A 15695-nucleotide genomic window follows, 5' to 3' on the forward strand; every position below is an offset into this window, starting at 1 on the left:
CCGCAAAATACGAAAAGGAGCCAGCGTGCCCTAGCTATTGGGGCCCGGCCAGCCCGGAACGGAGCGTTTGTTTTTTAGCTAAAGAAACTATTACCAAAAAAATTAGCTTAAGAACTAGTGCCTATTTGGCGGCTGTTTACTACTTTTAAGGCCGAAAGCCAGCCCTCCCTCATGAACGAGCGCATTCAAGAGAAACTAAGCATATTAGCCGACGCCGCGAAGTACGATGCTTCGTGCAGCAGCAGCGGCGGTAAGCGCAAAAACGAGAACAAAGGCTTGGGCAACGCCGAGGGCATGGGCATCTGCCACAGCTACACGGAGGACGGCCGCTGCGTGAGCCTGCTGAAGATTTTGCTCACCAACCACTGCATCTTCGACTGCGCCTACTGCGTTTCGCGCCGCTCGAACGACGTGAAGCGCGCCGCCTTCACCGTGGACGAAGTGGTGGACCTGACCATCAACTTCTACCGCCGCAATTACATCGAGGGGCTGTTCCTGAGCTCCGGTATTTTCTCCAGCCCCGACTACACCATGGAACGCCTGGTGCGCATCGTGAAGAAGCTGCGCACCGAGCACAAGTTCAACGGCTACATCCACGTCAAAACCATTCCGGGCGCCTCGGAAGAACTTATCCAGGAAGCTGGCTTGTATGCCGACCGCCTGAGCGTGAACATCGAGCTGCCTTCGGAGCTGGCCCTCACCACGCTGGCCCCGGAGAAGAACTACCAGGAAATCCTGACCCCGATGGCCCAGATTCGGGATGGCATCACCCAGAATAAGGAGGAAAAGGCCTTATTCAAGAAGGTGCCCGCTTTTGCTACCGCCGGCCAAACCACCCAGCTCATCGTGGGCGCCAGCGCCGAGACCGACCTGCAAATCATCAAACTCACCGACTCGCTCTACCAGGGCTACGGGCTGAAGCGGGTATACTACTCCGGCTATATTCCGGTGACCGACGACGCCCGCCTGCCGCAGGTTACGCAACCCCCGGTTATTCGGGAGCACCGCCTGTACCAAACCGACTGGCTGATGCGCTTCTACGGCTTCCACGCCGACGAAATCCTCGACCCCGCCCACCCCCACCTCGACCTGGAAATCGACCCTAAGCTGGCCTGGGCCCTGCGCAATCGCCACGTCTTCCCGGTCGACGTGAACACGGCCGAGTACGAGATGATCCTGCGCATTCCCGGCGTGGGCGCCCGGTCGGCCCGGCGCATCGTGGCGGCCCGGCGCTTCGCCACGCTCACCCTCGACACCCTGCGCCAGCTGGGGGTGGTACTGAAGCGGGCCAAGTACTTCCTCACCTGTCAGGGGGAGGGCCAGCCCATCCTCGGCGAGCTGAGTGAGCAGCAGGTGCGCCGCCAGATCTTATTTGGCGCCGGCTCGGTGCGCGCGGCCCTGGTGACGCAGCAACTGGACCTTTTTGCCCAAGCATCCTAATGGCGATGAACTACGACGCCCTGTTTTCGAATAGCTCCGCTCCGCAGCCAAAAAGCAGCTTGGGCGGCGTGCAGCACGACATTTTCTTCTCAGTTATGAAAATCATTCACCGCCAATCCCAACCGGTGCCCCCCCCACCGTCGGACAAAGTAGCCCGTCTCTCCTGCTGCTGCCGCATTAGTGAGCTAATGCCCCTGGTGCGCCAGCTGCACGACGAGGCCCGCGCCCAGGCCCAAGCGCAAGCGCAGGCGAGCTCGGATGCCCAGCAAGCCGCTTAAGGCAACTTCTGCCCGGCTCCGGCAGTACAGCCTTGCATGTCTTATGCTTTCGAACACCACCGCGTTGCTACCAATGGCGTGCAGCTGCACGTAGTGCAGTGCGGGCCCGCCACGGGGCCGCTGGTACTGCTGCTGCACGGCTATCCCGACTTCTGGTATGGCTGGCGACACCAGCTAACGGCCTTGGCCGAGGCCGGCTTCCGGGTATGGGCTCCGGACCAACGCGGCTACAACCTCAGCGACAAGCCCCGCCGGGTGCGTAGCTACGCTATCAACGAGTTGGCGCTCGACGTTTTAGGGTTGATTGACGCCGCTGGCCACCCCACGGCTACCGTTGTGGGCCATGACTGGGGCGCGGCCGTAGCCTGGCACCTGGCGGCTCACTACCCAACGCGCATCCGGCGGGTGGCCATTCTCAACGTGCCGCACCCGCGGGTACTGGGCGCGGCGCTCTTGCGCAAGCCCGGCCAATTGCTTCGCAGCTGGTACATGTTTTTCTTTCAGCTGCCGTGGCTACCCGAGCAACTGATGCGCCGGCGCGGCTGGCGGCTGATGGGCCAATCGTTGCGCCGGAGCAGCCACCCGGGCACGTTTAGCACCGCGGATCTGGTGTTGTACCGGGAGGCGTGGTCCCAGGCCGGGGCCATACGCAGCATGATTAACTGGTACCGAGCCGCCGGGCGGCAGCCCGGCCGGTTGGGCAGCACTGGCCGGGTACGGGTGCCGGTCCACATCATTTGGGGAGAGGAGGACAGCTTTTTGAAGCCGGAATTGGCCCGCGAAAGCCTCGCCTTCTGCGACAATGGCCAGCTCACTTATTTGCCCGCCACGCACTGGGTGCAACAAGAGCAAGTGGTGGCCGTGAATAAGCTGCTGCTAGAGTTCTGCCAGTAATTAATTAAAAATGAAGAATTAAAAAATGAGCCCAAGAGGCTGTTTTTTAACTCCTCATTTTATTGGAGAATAGACTCAGTAAAACACCTTTTTTAATTCTTCATCTTTAATTTTTAATTCAACACACTACTCCGTGGGGGTCACGTGAGGTTCTCGCAAAACGTTTAAACCACCCTCACTCTCCATGAGCAAGCTCACTCCCATTCGTCGTTCCACTGCTCCGGCCCGGCCCAACGCCCGCCGGCCGGCGCCGGAGCTGACGGCTGCGCCCCGCGACTATACCTACGACGGCACGTTTGAGGGTCTGCTGACGGTGCTCTTCACCATTTACGACTGGCGGGCCGCACCCAACAGCATTCAACCCGAGGCCACCGCCCAAACGGGCTTGTTTGCCCAGCCGGCCCACCGCGAAACCGACGAGGCCCTGGCTGCCCGGGTGTGGGAGGGCTTGCTGAAAATAATGGATAAGGAGGCCCGCGCCCGCCTCTACCACGTTTTCCTGAGCGAAGACCCGGACCGCGAGCTGCTCATTTTCCGGTATGTAGACCTAGCCCTGCGCACGGCCCACGACGTTTCCGAGAACTACGCCAACGCCGACGTGCGCCGCGTCCAGCGCCTGGCCCAGCAGATGTTCCGCGAAAAGCACCGCATGGAAGCCTTCGTGCGCTTCGAGAAAACCGCCGACGAGTTGTTCCACGCCACCATCGAGCCCGACTTCGACGTGCTGCCGCTCCTCGCTGCCCATTTCACCAAGCGCTACGCCGACCAGCGCTGGCTGATTTACGACCGGCGCCGGCACTACGGCCTGTATTACGACCTGACGCGCCCCGACGTAGTGCGGTTTGAGCCGGAGACTCCGCAGAAGTCCACCGAGCTTTCCGCCACGGTGCTCGACGAGCGGGAACCCCTGTTCAAGCTCTTGTGGCAGGCCTACTTCGACCACGTGAACATTCCTGAGCGCAAAAATATGAAGCTGCACCGCCGCCACATGCCGCTGCGCTACTGGAAATACTTGAGCGAAAAACAGCCCCGTGAAGTGCGGTTCGAGCCCATCAGGAATAAACGCCCACCCGGAGAGGCTAACTTGCGGCTGGAATAAGATTTTTATCCAAGCACATTTTGGGTGATGAGGTGATGGATCAATGACTGGATTACGGCAATAAGATCAAGGTTTTACTACGTCTAACCCTTTCATCATAAGAGTTTTATTCCCCAAGCCTCAGCACCCATGACTCCCCTCTCCCCTACCAAGTCTAGAAAGTAACCTTCGATGGGCAACATACTCGTTTTTGGAGCCTCCGGGCAATTAGGACAGTGCCTGGCGCACGTGGCGCGGGAGCGAAACACGCCGGGCCTGCAGTTTCTGCCCGAGGACCAAGCCAATATTCTGGACCTGGCCGGATTACGGGCCCAGTTCGCGCGTTACCAGCCCTCGTATTGCATCAACTGCGCCGCTTACACGGCCGTGGATAAGGCCGAGGACGAGGTGGAGCTGGCCCGAAAAATTAACCGCGACGGCGTAGCCAACCTGAGTCAGCTGTGCGCGGAGTACGGCACGACGCTCATTCAGATTTCGACCGACTTTGTGTTCGCCGGTACCGGCAACCAGCCCCTGGTGGAGACCGATGCTTCGGCGCCACTCAGCGTCTATGGCCTTACCAAGCTGGAGGGCGAACAGGTGGTGCCGGGCTACACCAGCCAATACTTTATCCTGCGCACCAGCTGGCTGTATTCGGAATACGCCAACAACTTCGTAAAAACCATGCTCAAGCTGGGCCAGGAGCGCGACGAGCTGCGGGTTATCTGGGACCAGGTAGGCACCCCGACCTACGCCATCGACCTGGCTGGCTGCATCCTCACCATCATCGAAACCCAAAGCCGGGAATTTGGCCTGTACCATTACAGCAATGAAGGGGTGACCTCCTGGTACGATTTTGCCACGGCCATCTTCGAGCTGAGTGGGACTACGGTGAAAACCACCCCCATTCGCACCGCGGAGTATCCCACGAAGGCCACTCGCCCGGCCTATTCGGTGCTGGACAAGACCAAAGTCAAAACGCAGCTCGGCGTAGTCATTCCGCACTGGCGCACCAGCCTGCAAACCTGCCTGGAGCGCTTGCAGCAGGCCGTGAGCGCGGCCTAGCGCGGGCTCAGCTCTCCAAGTGGGCCAGCACCTGATCAATCGTCAGTTCGCCGCGCACGAACTGGTCGAGCAGCCGACGCTCGTAGGGATCGGCGGCTAGCGGGGTGCCGGCGGTGAACTTCAAAATGTTGTCGACTAAGCACCGACGGGTTTCCTGAGTCTTCAGGGCAAAGCAGACTTCATCTGCTTGGGTGGAAAGGGCAGAGCTCATGGCTGTTTGCTTGAGCCCAGCGCCACGTTCGGGGCGGCGCCGGGGGAGCTGTAAAAGTAGAGCGCCTAAAAACCAGCCGTAAGCGTATTTAAACCTATTTTAAGGGGGGGGGCAATACTTATCCTACTGAAAATACTACTTACTGCCGACCGTTTTTTGGCCCCCGGTGGTGGTGAGGGCCCCGGGCCCCGCCGGGGGCCGACCGTAGTAGCGGCTCGCGAGCAGGGCTCCGGCGGTCAGCGCCCCGCCTAACAGGCAGACGCCGGGCCAGCCGCCGTGCGTCCAGGCCAGCCCGCCCAGCACCGAGCCCAGCGAGCCGCCCGTGAAATAGGCCGTCATGTACACCGTGTTCAGCCGGCTGCGGGCCTCGGGTACCAGGGCAAATACCATCGACTGGTTGGAGATGTGGGTGGCCTGCACCCCTACGTCGAGCAGGATAACCCCGACTACCAGCCCGGCTACGTAGCCCCCGCCGAAGCCCAACACCCCATAAGCACCCAGGGCCAGCAGAATGCCCAGCGTAATGGCGTAGGCGGGCCCTCTGGTGTCGACGGTTCGGCCGGCCAGGGGGGCAGCCAGGGCTCCGAACGCGCCAATCAGCCCAAAGGAGCCGGCCACGTCGCTGCCGTAGCCATACCCGGGCCCTTCGAGGTAGAACCCCAGTGTAGTCCAGAACACGCTGAACGCGGCAAACAAGCTCGCGCCCACCAGTGCCGCCCGGCGCAGCAGCACCTGCTCGCGGGTGAGCGTGAGCAAGGACCGCATCAGCGAGGCGTAGGAGCCGGCGAAGGTGGGCTGGTCGGTGGGGAGCTTCCAGGCCAGCAGGGCCACTAGGAGGAGCATCAGCCCGGCCCCGAGCTCGAACATGGCCCGCCAGCCCAGGTGCAGCCCCACGTAGCCGCTCACGGTGCGCGAGAGCAGAATGCCGATGAGCAGCCCACTCATTACCCGCCCCACGATGCGGCCGCGGCTGGCTTCGGGCGCCAGGTGCGCCGCCATCGGCACCAGCAGTTGCGGCACGGCCGACAAGATGCCAATCAGCACGCTGGCCCCCGCGAGTACCGCGAAGCTGGGGGCCCAGGCGGCCAGGGCCAGGCACCCGGCCGCCCCCAACAGCATGAGCAGTACCAACCGCTTACGCTCCAGCTTATCGCCCAGCGGCACCACGAACAGCATGCCAAGCGTGTAGCCCACCTGCGTAGCCGTGGCCACCAGGCTGGCGTTACTATCGGAAAGGCGAAACGTGCGGCCAATGGCGGCCAGCAGCGGCTGATTGTAGTAGATATTGGCCACCACCAGGCCGCAGGTAATGGCCATGAGCCACACCAGGGCGGAGTCGAGTGGGCGCAGGACCACGGGTTGGGCCGCTGACTTAGCAGCCAGCGCAGGAGCGTCTGGGGAAGACAATAAGGTATTTCCCACGAGGGAGGATTTCATAAAAGCGAACGGAACCGGGCGACGGCTGGCCTAAGCCACCGCGTGGCCTAACCGCCAAAAGCCGGCCAGGGTTACACCGAGCGCATAACCCGAGCGCCCAGTCTGCGTTCAACTTCCTATGAGCCGAGGATTTGTGAAAGAAGATGACGCGCAGACGCCGCCCATCATTCCGCCCCGGGCGGCGCTACCGCCGGGCACTCCCAACTACGTCACCCCTACGGGGCTGGCCCAGCTCCGGGCCGAGCTGGCGACCCTGGAAGCCGAGCGCGCCCAGGCCGAGGCCAACCGCGACAACGATACCGACCGCACCCACCGGCTCTCACTCTACAACGGGCGCCTGGCCTTGCTCACCGCGCGCCTGGCCAGCGCCAAAGTGGTGGACCCGGAGGGCCAGCCGCCCAAGGAGGTGCGCTTCGGCGCCACCGTCCGGCTGCGCACCGTGAGCGGCGGCAAAGTAGGATTGGAGCGCCAGTTCACCATCGTGGGGGTGGACGAAGCCGACATCGCCCTCGGCAAGGTAGCCTTCGTGGCCCCCATTGCCCGGGCCGTGCAAGGCGCCAAGCTAGGCGAAACTGTTACGCTCCGCCTGGGCCCCCAGCCCGAAGAGGTAGCAATAATCGCCATCCGCTACGACGGAGCTGGTAGCGGGCAGGCCGGGAGAAGCCGCTGAGCGTGCACCGTACCAGGCCCGGAAGGCTTGCCCCGGTAATTCCCCACCGGGGTTTGGGGCTTCGCTCTGTTGGCGGCTCTATTCCTGAGCCTTTCGCGCCACGGTTCACGCGCAAGAAATCCTGGGCGTGAACTTGCACGAGGATATTCGGGCGCTGGCCGATGCTCCCTTTTAATACCTGACCCTGCTGACCCTGCTTAACCTCACCCCCTAACCCCGCATCTGCTTTATATGCAGAGTCCAAAATAGAGAGGGGACGGGTTCGGCGCGAATGTGCAACTGATCTCTAAGGAAGTCAGCAAGCCCGATTTTGAACGACTTTTTTACTTGATTCCCGCCTAGCGCATGTCCGGTTCCCCCTCTCCGGCGGAGAGGGGGTCAGGGGGTGAGGTTAAGCAGGGTCAGGTTCCTACGCTACCATCTGCTTCCGGTATGCTCCCGGGGTGATGCCCTCGTACTTTTTGAACAGGGCCTGGAAGTGCGACAGGTTATTGAACCCCGCCCGCAAACACACCTCGGCCACGCTGGCCAGCGGATGGCGCAGCAGGCGCTTGGCCTCGGCCAGCCGCTCGCGAATGATGAACTCGACCGGGGTTAGGCCAAACTCCCGCTTGAAAACCCGGAAGAAGGTGGCCTTGCTCATGCAAGCCAGCGCGCTGAGCTTATCGATGCTCAGGTTTTCGGCCAAGTGCTGCTTGATGTAGTCGACCACGGCGGCGAAGCGGTGGCTGGTGAGGTAACGGGCGTAATCGTGGAAAATAAGCTGGCGGGCCTGCGTTTGCATCAGGCGCACCAGCAGCTCTTGCAGGGTAAAACCGGCCAGCACGTCCTTGTTGATGTCGGTGGTGCGCGACACGGCCACCAGTCGGCTGAGCGTATCGGTGAGTTCGGGGGTGTTGGTGAGGTGGGCGTAATCGGGCGGCGGAAGCGCCCAGGGCGTGTGCACTTCAGCGCGGGGGTAGCGCTCATTCAGCAGGTCGACGGTGTGGCGAATGGTGTCGGGGGCGACAACCACGGCCAGGCACTGGGTGGGCTGGCCGTGGCAGGCCTCGGGAAAGTCAATTTCCATCCGCTCGTTTTTGTCGACCACCACCGACTCGCCGGGCAGGTAGTCGAAAGCGGGCCGGCCGGGTAAGTGCATCACCTTTTTGCCGCGCAGCATGGTAGTCAGGGCCAGGCCGTCGAGGCGCAGGGCCACGCGGTAGGCGGCGTGGTGGGTTTCGAATACGTTTAGCTCAAAGCCATCGAGCGCATATACGGTCCGGTTTTCAACCAGACTGTGCAGGCGTTCGAGGGCAAGCGGGGCAACGGCAGCGGGCAAGTGGACGCGGGAGCGCATGGCAGGAAAAGCAGTAAGCAGCGTGGGGAGTTAGTCTCAGCAAGTTGCGATTATTCCCGCACACTTTAAGAGGATACCACACCCGGCGAAGCGGTTAACCCGAGAACTTTACCGCGTTCCTACTTACTCACCTTTCAATTCTTTACATTCTTACATTTATCACGCAGCGTCATGGCAGAAACCCTCGAAGAAACCACCACTTTGGTGGCCCGCCCCCAATTCAAGTCCTATTACGATAACTTCATCGGCGGCCAGTGGGTGGCCCCGGTCAAAGGCCAGTACTTCGACAACCCCTCGCCCATCGATGGCAAGGCCTTTTGTAAAGTAGCCCGCTCTACCAAAGAAGACATCGAGCTGGCCCTGGATGCCGCTCACGCAGCCTTCCCCAGCTGGAGCAAGACCTCGGCCACCACGCGCAGCAACATACTGCTCAAGATTGCCGACATCATGGAAGCCAACCTGGCCCACCTGGCGGCCGTCGAAACCGTAGAGAACGGCAAGGCCATCCGCGAAACCATGGCGGCCGACCTGCCCCTGGCCATCGACCACTTCCGCTATTTCGCGGGCGTGATTCGGGCCGAAGAAGGCTCCGCTACCGAGTTGAACGAGCATACCTTGTCGTTGGTGATTCAGGAGCCGCTGGGCGTCATCGGCCAGATTATTCCCTGGAACTTCCCGCTGCTGATGGCCACCTGGAAGATTGCTCCGGCTCTGGCCGCTGGCAACTGCGTGGTGGTGAAGCCCGCCGAGCAAACCCCGGCTAGCATCATGGTGCTGATGGAGCTGATTCAGGACGTGGTGCCGGCCGGCGTGCTCAACGTGGTGAACGGCTTCGGCCTGGAAGCCGGCAAGCCCCTGGCCAGCAACAAGCGCGTGCAGAAAGTGGCGTTCACCGGGGAAACCACCACCGGCCGCCTCATCCTCCAATACGCCGCCGAAAACATCATCCCCGTCACCATGGAGCTGGGTGGCAAGTCGCCCAACATCTTCTGCAAGTCGGTGATGGACCACGACGACGACTTCCTCGACAAGTGCATCGAAGGCGCCGTGATGTTTGCTCTGAACCAGGGCGAAATCTGCACCTGCCCCTCGCGCCTGCTGGTGCACGAGGACATCTACGACGCGTTTATGGCCCGCGTGATCGAGCGCGTAAAAGCCATCCGACTTGGCAACCCTCTGGACCCCAACACCATGATGGGCGCGCAAGCCAGCAACGACCAGTTTGAGAAAATCCTGAGCTACCTGGAAATCGGCAAGGCCGAAGGAGCCGAGGTGCTGGTGGGCGGCGAAGCCTACACCCAACCAGATGGGGCCCTAGCTGAAGGTTATTACATTCAGCCGACCATCTTCCGCGGCCATAATAAAATGCGGATTTTCCAGGAAGAAATCTTCGGGCCGGTGCTATCGGTCACCACGTTCAAGAGCAACGAGGAAGCCCTGGCCCTGGCCAACGATACCCTCTACGGCCTGGGCGCCGGCCTCTGGAGCCGCGATGCCCACGAGCTGTACACGATGCCCCGCGCCATTCAGGCCGGTCGCGTGTGGGTAAACTGCTACCACGACTACCCGGCCGGCGCGCCCTTCGGCGGCTACAAGGCCTCAGGCTTTGGGCGCGAGAATCATAAGATGATGCTCAACCACTACCGCCAGACCAAGAACCTGCTCATCAGCTACAGCCAGCAGAAACTGGGCTTCTTCTAGGCCGAAACCCTTGCTGAATACCTGTTGAACAACGCCCGGGCCAGCGGCCACCGCTAGCGGCCCGGGCGTTTGTGCAGTGGCTATTGAGCACTGTAATTTTAACAGAGCATAAACCTTCTACCCTATATAACAAATTACTTAGGGCTGTTATAGAATCAGTTAATCTCGTTAGTTGCCCACTCCTCATTCACCATTCCCATGCTTACTCCCAGAGTTCTCGTGACGCCAGCCGCCGAGGCCACCATCGACCTGCTTCGCGACGAGCACGGCCCGCTCATGTTCCACCAAAGCGGCGGCTGCTGCGACGGCTCTTCGCCCATGTGCTTCACCAAGGGTGAGTTTCGCATTGGCGGCAACGACGTGTGGCTGGGTCAGATTCACGGCTGCGACTTCTTCATGAGCACCAGCCAGTTCGAGTACTGGCAGCATACCCAGCTCACGGTGGACGTGACCAAGGGCCGCGGGGCCAGCTTCTCGCTGGAAATCCCGCTGGGCGTGCGGTTTCTCATCCGCTCGCGGCTGTTCACTGAGGAAGAGTCCAGGAACCTGGAGCCCGTGCGCGTGGGAGAAGAATACCTGGCCCAGCAGGCGGCCGAAGCCTGAGCACCAACGCCAATCGGCCCGACTCGGCAAAGGGGCCACTATGTAAAACCTTTCTCAGTTCAATTCCTGTCGTCAGGCTCCCCTCTCTTGCGGCTTCGCGCATGAAGCGAACCGGGCTCGTACCCGCTAGGGCCCGCTCCGCAGGGGGCACGTGAGGTTTCCCCAGTGCACCTGCGCGCTTCTTCAGCCCAGAAAGTGGTAGAGGAACGTAACTACGCCCGTGTAAGCCGGCTTTTTGAGGCCATCCACTTCCATCGTTATGCCCACCCGGGCCTTGGCAATGCCGCGCAGGTTAGTCACGGAAAGCAGGGTGGCCCGCAGATGCACCGAGCTGTTCACCGCCACGGCTTGGTTGAAGCGCAGGGTCTCGACCTCGTAGTTCACCTGCATTTTCAAGTTCTCAATGACCACGATTTGCTGCCAGAGGTAGGGCAAGAGGGCCAGGGTGAGGTAGCCGTGGGCAATAGTGGTCTGAAATGGCGACTCGGCCTGGGCCCGGGCGGCATCCACGTGAATCCACTGGAAGTCGAGGGTGGCGGCCGCAAACTGATTGATCTGCTCCTGGGTGATGAGGTGGAGCGGCGAGACGCCCAGCTCCTGGCCCACGCGGGCTTCTAGCTCGGTCAGGCTACGAATGATTAGTTTGCTCATGGACGGTGGTTAGCAGGCGGATAGAGGGCCGCAAACATACGCCCGCCACCCGTTACCGGCGGCCTGCCCCTAGGCTTTTTCATTACTCGACGGCGAGCGGCCACTGTAGGCCAGGAAGCTGGCTACTCCGCGATTACAGCTGGTCGAGCCGGCCGCCGTCGATGCGTACTTCGGCGCCTTGCACGAAGGCGGCGTCATCCGATGCCAGGTAGGCGATAACGGCGGCCACGTCCTCGGGCCGGCCCACGTCGGCTTTGTTGAGGGCTTCGACGCCGCTTCGCACGTTGGGGTTTTCCCAGAGCATGGGCGTGTCGATGGCCCCGGGCAGCACAGCGTTGGTGCGGATGCCTTTGGCCTTGCCTTCCAGCGAGGCCGAGCGCGTGAGCGACAACAGACCAGCCTTGGCAGCCGCGTAGGGGGCTACCAACGGACTGGTCTCCACGGCGTGAATGCTGGCCACGTTCACGATGGCGCCGCCGGGCTTCATGTGCAGGAAAGCCAGCTTGGTGAAGTAGAAGGCCCCCAGCAAATCCACGTTCAGGACGCGCAGCCATTCGTCGCCGGTCAGTTGCTCGAGGGGCTTGAACTGCATGAGGCCGGCGTTGTTCACCACCACGTCGAGGCGGCCGAACCGCTCCAGGGCCCCGTCTACGGTGGCTTGCACCTGCTTTTCCAGGGATACGTTGCAGAGGCTGGGCCACACGTCGGGGGCACCGGCGGCCTGCACCGCCGGCACGGCGGCGTCAAGGCTGGCCTGGTTATAGTCGGCCAGCACGAGGCGGGCACCTTCGGAAGCCAGGCGTTTGGCGACTGCCAGGCCGATGCCACTGCCACTACCGGTGACAATGGCCACTTTGTCCTTGAATCTCATAGGGTTGGTTTTTGGTGCTTGGTGCTTGGGGCTTGGTTGTTGGATTTTGGTTGTTGCTGCTTGGTACCTGGGTTTTAGTGTTTAGCATGGAGGCTTACGATAACTCATAATACCAGAACATCCCAAGCACCAAGCACCAAGCACCAAGCACCAATAACCAAGCACCAAGCACTAACAACTATGAACCGTCAGCCGAGGGCGTATTGGCGGCGGCGGTGGATTGATCGGAATTGTTGGATTTTACATTGGCTTGCTGCTGTTTGGCCCAGCCTTGCTTGATCTCGCTGGGCATCACGATGGGCACTTGCAGGCAGACACTTTGGGCGGGCAGCACCTGGTTCCAGTCGGCGATGAGCTGCTTGTAGGCCGAGCCCACGGGGCGGATGTTGCGGCTGAGGTCGTAAAGTCCCAGGGGGTTGACGATGCCATTGGGCTCGCGCAGGGCGGTATCCCAATCAACTTGGTCGGTGAGCGAGTACCAGGTGAAGCCAATCACGGGCACGCCGTCGTTGCGCACGCGGAGCACGTTGGCCCATTCTTTCCAGAGCCAGTTCACGGCCTCGTCGCCTCTGGGGCCTTGCCAGAGGTTGGTTTCGGTGTGCATCACGGGCAGGCGGTAGCGGTCGTGATATTGCCGGGTGATGACGTGGTAGCCAAACACCTCGCCCGCCGCGCGCGTGGTACCATCGGGTGAAACGCGGTGCTCGTTGGTTTGGTAGTAGTCGTTACCCATGATGCAATGATGCTTCAGGTTGTTGTGCAGGAAGAAGTGGTACTCCTCACGCGTCATGCCGTTGTCGAGCAGGTATTCGTACATCTCGGAGTTCACGCGGCGCCCGTAGTTCAAGTCCAGCGATAGAAACCGGCGGGCGTTCATGATTTCGGCGGGCCTGATGGCCGCCGGGTTCTCGGCGTGAAAGTACTCCGACGACTCACTCTGAATAAAAATGGCATCGGGTCGCACTTCCAGGATGGCCCGCATGGCCAGCACGTTGGCCTTCACGAGGTGCTTGAGGGCCGTTACGAAGCCCTGGTCGCTGGTGAGCTGCTCGTTCCACCAGCCGTACAGCGCCGAAAACTGGGCGCAGATGTACATCTCGTTTACTGGGGTGTAGAGCTGCACCCACGGAAACCGCCCGGCGAAAGCCCCGGCGTACTGCGCGAACAGTGCCGGGAAGTCGGGGTTCTGGAAGTTGCCGATCCAGTCGGGCACCCCGAAGTGGCACAAGTCCACGATGGGGGAAATGTCGCGCCGCCGCAAGTCCTGAAACGTGGTGTCGGCAAACGACCAGTCGTACTTGCCGGGCCCCAGAAACGTGGTGTGAATGGGAGGGCCGTAGCGCAAAAACCGAATGCCCAATTCCTCGACCAGGTCGAAGTCTTTCTGCCAAAAGGTGTAGTGGCCGCATTTTTCCATTTCATCCACCCGCAGCTTACCGTTCCGGATGGTGGGGTTGCTGTTTTCGATGCCAGTAGCGAAAAGGAACTGAGGACCCATGCAAAACGAGTAAGGCACCCGCCGGAGCTGGCGCAATGGAAGAAGCCGGCGGGCCCCGCTGCAGCCCGCCAACCCGTTTACTGTATTTGCTACGGTGGCGTTGCACCGACATGGGCAATAAGCACGGCGGCTCCAGAATGGCGGCGCATCGAAGCGGTGGAAGCGCCCGCCACCAAGTACCATCTCAAGCACCCTCGCTGACTACTGCGGTCCTTTCTGTAGCCCTCTTCTTGAAATTCGAGCACCATTTCCAGCACCCCCGCGGGCCGCCCCGTCTTTGGCGACCGGGGCCGCCCGGTGGCCAGCGGATGAATGACTAGCTAACCCAAGTTGCGGACTAGCCGCGTGGCGGCGATAGGTTGGTAGAGCATGGTACCCCGGGCCAATCCAGAGCCGCATAGCGGTGGCAGACCAACGCCACCCGCCGAAGGTGTCACCGCTACGCGGCTCTCAACCACCTGACCTCTTTTAAACTACTACCAACCTCCCGCCGCTACGCGGCTCTCAACTGCATGGCCTCTTTGAAATATTACCGACCTCCCGCCGCGATGAAGCTAGTTCGCAACTCGGGTTAGCTATTAGCTACAGGCTTTTACCCAGACGTTACCCTCGCCAGGTCTCTCCTGGTGCCAGCCACGCCGTTATCGCGCTTGGCAAAACCGGGGTTCGTAAGCTGTTTACGGTCCTCACATTCTGATACTGGCTCGCGTTTAACGTTGGTCCGCTCGGCATAATGCTTCTTGCTCAAGCAATGCCGACGCTGGTTCTACGTCCTAGGCGTGCGGCGCAAACAGGGCGGCCGACACCCGTTCGAGTACGAAGTCTACTTGCTCGTCAATCACCAGGTGCGTGGTGTCGAGCAGCACGGCATCGGGGGCGCGGCGCAGGGGGCTTTCGGCGCGGGTTGAGTCGAGGTGGTCGCGCTTGCGCAGGTTCTCGATGATGTCGTCGAGCGGGACCTGTTCGCCTTTCTCGGCCAGCTCGATTTGGCGGCGTTGGGCCCGCACCACCACGTCGGCGGTCATGAACACCTTCACTTCGGCATCGGGGAACACCGTGGTGCCGATGTCGCGGCCGTCCATCACCACGCCGCGCCTGCGACCCATGCGCTGCTGCTGGGCCACCATGGCGTGCCGCACCAGCGGGATGACCGACACCTCACTCACCGAATTGGAAATAACCATCTGGCGGATGTCGTCCTCCCGGTTCACGCCGTCGAGAAAAACCTCGTTGCGGCCCGTGCGCCGGTTACGGCGGAAGCTGATGTGCAGGGCGTGCAGGGCAGCTTCAACCTGGTCTAGATTTTCAAACGAGATGTTATGCTCCAGCAAGTACAGCGTTACGGCGCGGTACATGGCCCCGGTATCGACATAAGCGTAGTGCAGCGCGGCGGCAACAGCTTTCGCGGTAGTGCTTTTGCCACACGAAGAATAGCCATCAATGGCGATAACGAGTTGTTTCATAACGACGCGGGCGGCCATTGGCCCCGCAAGATTACGAAATCCAGGCTTTACGCCCGGCGGGCGGGGCCTTCAACCGGTTCGGAACGGACGCAAAGAAAGCCGCTACCGACGCGCTTTCTCCCTCATTCAGTTGGGTATCGACCAAACGAAAGGGATTAAAAAAAAATCTCCCGGCCAGCCCGACACCGGTCGTGCCATCGCGCCCGGTGCCCCACTCGCCCCGGTACACCTGCACCAGGCAATGCCCCAGATAACACCCCAGCGCCATGATAAAGCCCGGCCGGTCGGCCGCCCCCAGCTCGCCGCGCTGCGCCTGAATGAAATTGGCCAGATGGGCCACGCCCTCGGCATCGAAGGCTTTCAGCTTCAACTGCACGCGCACTTGCTCGGCAGCAGCCTGAATGGAATCGAGCGGATTAGCGGGGCTGTCGGCCATTCGGATTAAGGGTTAAGGGCACTATTCATCATGTTTAGAGCAGGAATGGCTCAGCGCAAC

16 protein-coding genes are annotated in these 15695 nt (G+C 61.3%); 8 read left to right on the forward strand and 8 right to left on the reverse strand.

The genetic code is table 11. The features are described from left to right. Positions 1-171: 171 nt before the first annotated feature. The 5 genes from IC235_RS01600 (at position 172) to rfbD (ending at position 4755) form a co-directional block, all read left to right on the forward strand. Positions 172-1440, forward strand: a complete 1269-nt coding sequence (locus IC235_RS01600) for a putative DNA modification/repair radical SAM protein (RefSeq protein WP_191003401.1) — start codon at positions 172-174, stop codon at positions 1438-1440. Then, positions 1440-1718, forward strand: a complete 279-nt coding sequence (locus IC235_RS01605) for a hypothetical protein (RefSeq protein WP_191003402.1) — start codon at positions 1440-1442, stop codon at positions 1716-1718. Before IC235_RS01600 ends, IC235_RS01605 begins: the two co-directional genes overlap by 1 nt. Positions 1719-1754: 36 nt before the next feature. Beyond that, positions 1755-2612 (forward strand): alpha/beta fold hydrolase, encoded by an 858-nt coding sequence (locus IC235_RS01610; protein ID WP_191003403.1) that lies wholly within the window; start codon positions 1755-1757, stop codon positions 2610-2612. 184 nt (positions 2613-2796) lie between these two features. After that, positions 2797-3711, forward strand: coding sequence for a TIGR03915 family putative DNA repair protein (locus tag IC235_RS01615; protein ID WP_191003404.1), 915 nt, complete (start codon positions 2797-2799; stop codon positions 3709-3711). Between the two features lie 171 nt (positions 3712-3882). Further along, positions 3883-4755: a dTDP-4-dehydrorhamnose reductase gene (gene rfbD, locus IC235_RS01620; protein WP_191003405.1), complete on the forward strand. Its 873-nt coding sequence runs from the start codon at positions 3883-3885 to the stop codon at positions 4753-4755. A gap of 7 nt (positions 4756-4762) precedes the next feature. Here rfbD and IC235_RS01625 read toward each other — a convergent pair whose 3' ends face one another. Beyond that, positions 4763-4966 carry a hypothetical protein gene (locus tag IC235_RS01625; protein ID WP_191003406.1) on the reverse strand — a complete coding sequence of 68 codons (204 nt, stop codon included), beginning with the start codon at positions 4964-4966 and terminating at the stop codon, positions 4763-4765. Between the two features lie 135 nt (positions 4967-5101). After that, entirely contained in the window at positions 5102-6403 is a 1302-nt protein-coding gene (locus IC235_RS01630; RefSeq protein ID WP_223847012.1) for an MFS transporter, read from the reverse strand. 118 nt (positions 6404-6521) lie between these two features. Between IC235_RS01630 and IC235_RS01635 the strand changes: the two genes are divergently transcribed. Beyond that, positions 6522-7073 carry a GreA/GreB family elongation factor gene (locus IC235_RS01635; RefSeq protein ID WP_191003407.1) on the forward strand — a complete coding sequence of 184 codons (552 nt, stop codon included), beginning with the start codon at positions 6522-6524 and terminating at the stop codon, positions 7071-7073. Between the two features lie 409 nt (positions 7074-7482). Here IC235_RS01635 and IC235_RS01640 read toward each other — a convergent pair whose 3' ends face one another. Beyond that, entirely contained in the window at positions 7483-8412 is a 930-nt protein-coding gene (locus IC235_RS01640) for an AraC family transcriptional regulator (RefSeq protein ID WP_191003408.1), read from the reverse strand. A 171-nt stretch (positions 8413-8583) separates the two neighbouring features. Here IC235_RS01640 and IC235_RS01645 point away from each other — a divergent pair, with 171 nt between their 5' ends. Beyond that, the gene (locus IC235_RS01645) at positions 8584-10113 is read left to right on the forward strand and encodes an aldehyde dehydrogenase family protein (protein WP_191003409.1); all 1530 of its coding nucleotides are present in this window, start codon (positions 8584-8586) and stop codon (positions 10111-10113) included. Between the two features lie 198 nt (positions 10114-10311). Further along, positions 10312-10716: a DUF779 domain-containing protein gene (locus IC235_RS01650; RefSeq protein WP_191003410.1), complete on the forward strand. Its 405-nt coding sequence runs from the start codon at positions 10312-10314 to the stop codon at positions 10714-10716. A gap of 183 nt (positions 10717-10899) precedes the next feature. Here the strand turns inward: IC235_RS01650 and IC235_RS01655 are convergent, their stop codons facing one another. From IC235_RS01655 to IC235_RS01675, 5 genes are all read right to left on the reverse strand, one after another. After that, positions 10900-11367, reverse strand: coding sequence for a MaoC family dehydratase (locus IC235_RS01655; protein ID WP_191003411.1), 468 nt, complete (start codon positions 11365-11367; stop codon positions 10900-10902). Positions 11368-11500: 133 nt separating this feature from the next. Continuing rightward, the gene (locus IC235_RS01660) at positions 11501-12238 is read right to left on the reverse strand and encodes an SDR family NAD(P)-dependent oxidoreductase (protein ID WP_191003412.1); all 738 of its coding nucleotides are present in this window, start codon (positions 12236-12238) and stop codon (positions 11501-11503) included. 178 nt (positions 12239-12416) lie between these two features. After that, the gene (locus IC235_RS01665; protein ID WP_191003413.1) at positions 12417-13736 is read right to left on the reverse strand and encodes a family 1 glycosylhydrolase; all 1320 of its coding nucleotides are present in this window, start codon (positions 13734-13736) and stop codon (positions 12417-12419) included. Positions 13737-14509: 773 nt separating this feature from the next. Then, complete coding sequence (gene cmk / locus IC235_RS01670) at positions 14510-15199, reverse strand: (d)CMP kinase (RefSeq protein WP_191003414.1); 690 nt, start codon at positions 15197-15199, stop codon at positions 14510-14512. Positions 15200-15230: 31 nt separating this feature from the next. Beyond that, a complete protein-coding gene (locus IC235_RS01675; RefSeq protein WP_191003415.1) occupies positions 15231-15635 on the reverse strand; it encodes a hypothetical protein in 405 nt (134 codons plus the stop codon). Positions 15636-15695 lie beyond the last annotated feature (60 nt).

Source organism: Hymenobacter montanus (genome assembly GCF_014699115.1).
Lineage (GTDB): Bacteria > Bacteroidota > Bacteroidia > Cytophagales > Hymenobacteraceae > Hymenobacter > Hymenobacter montanus.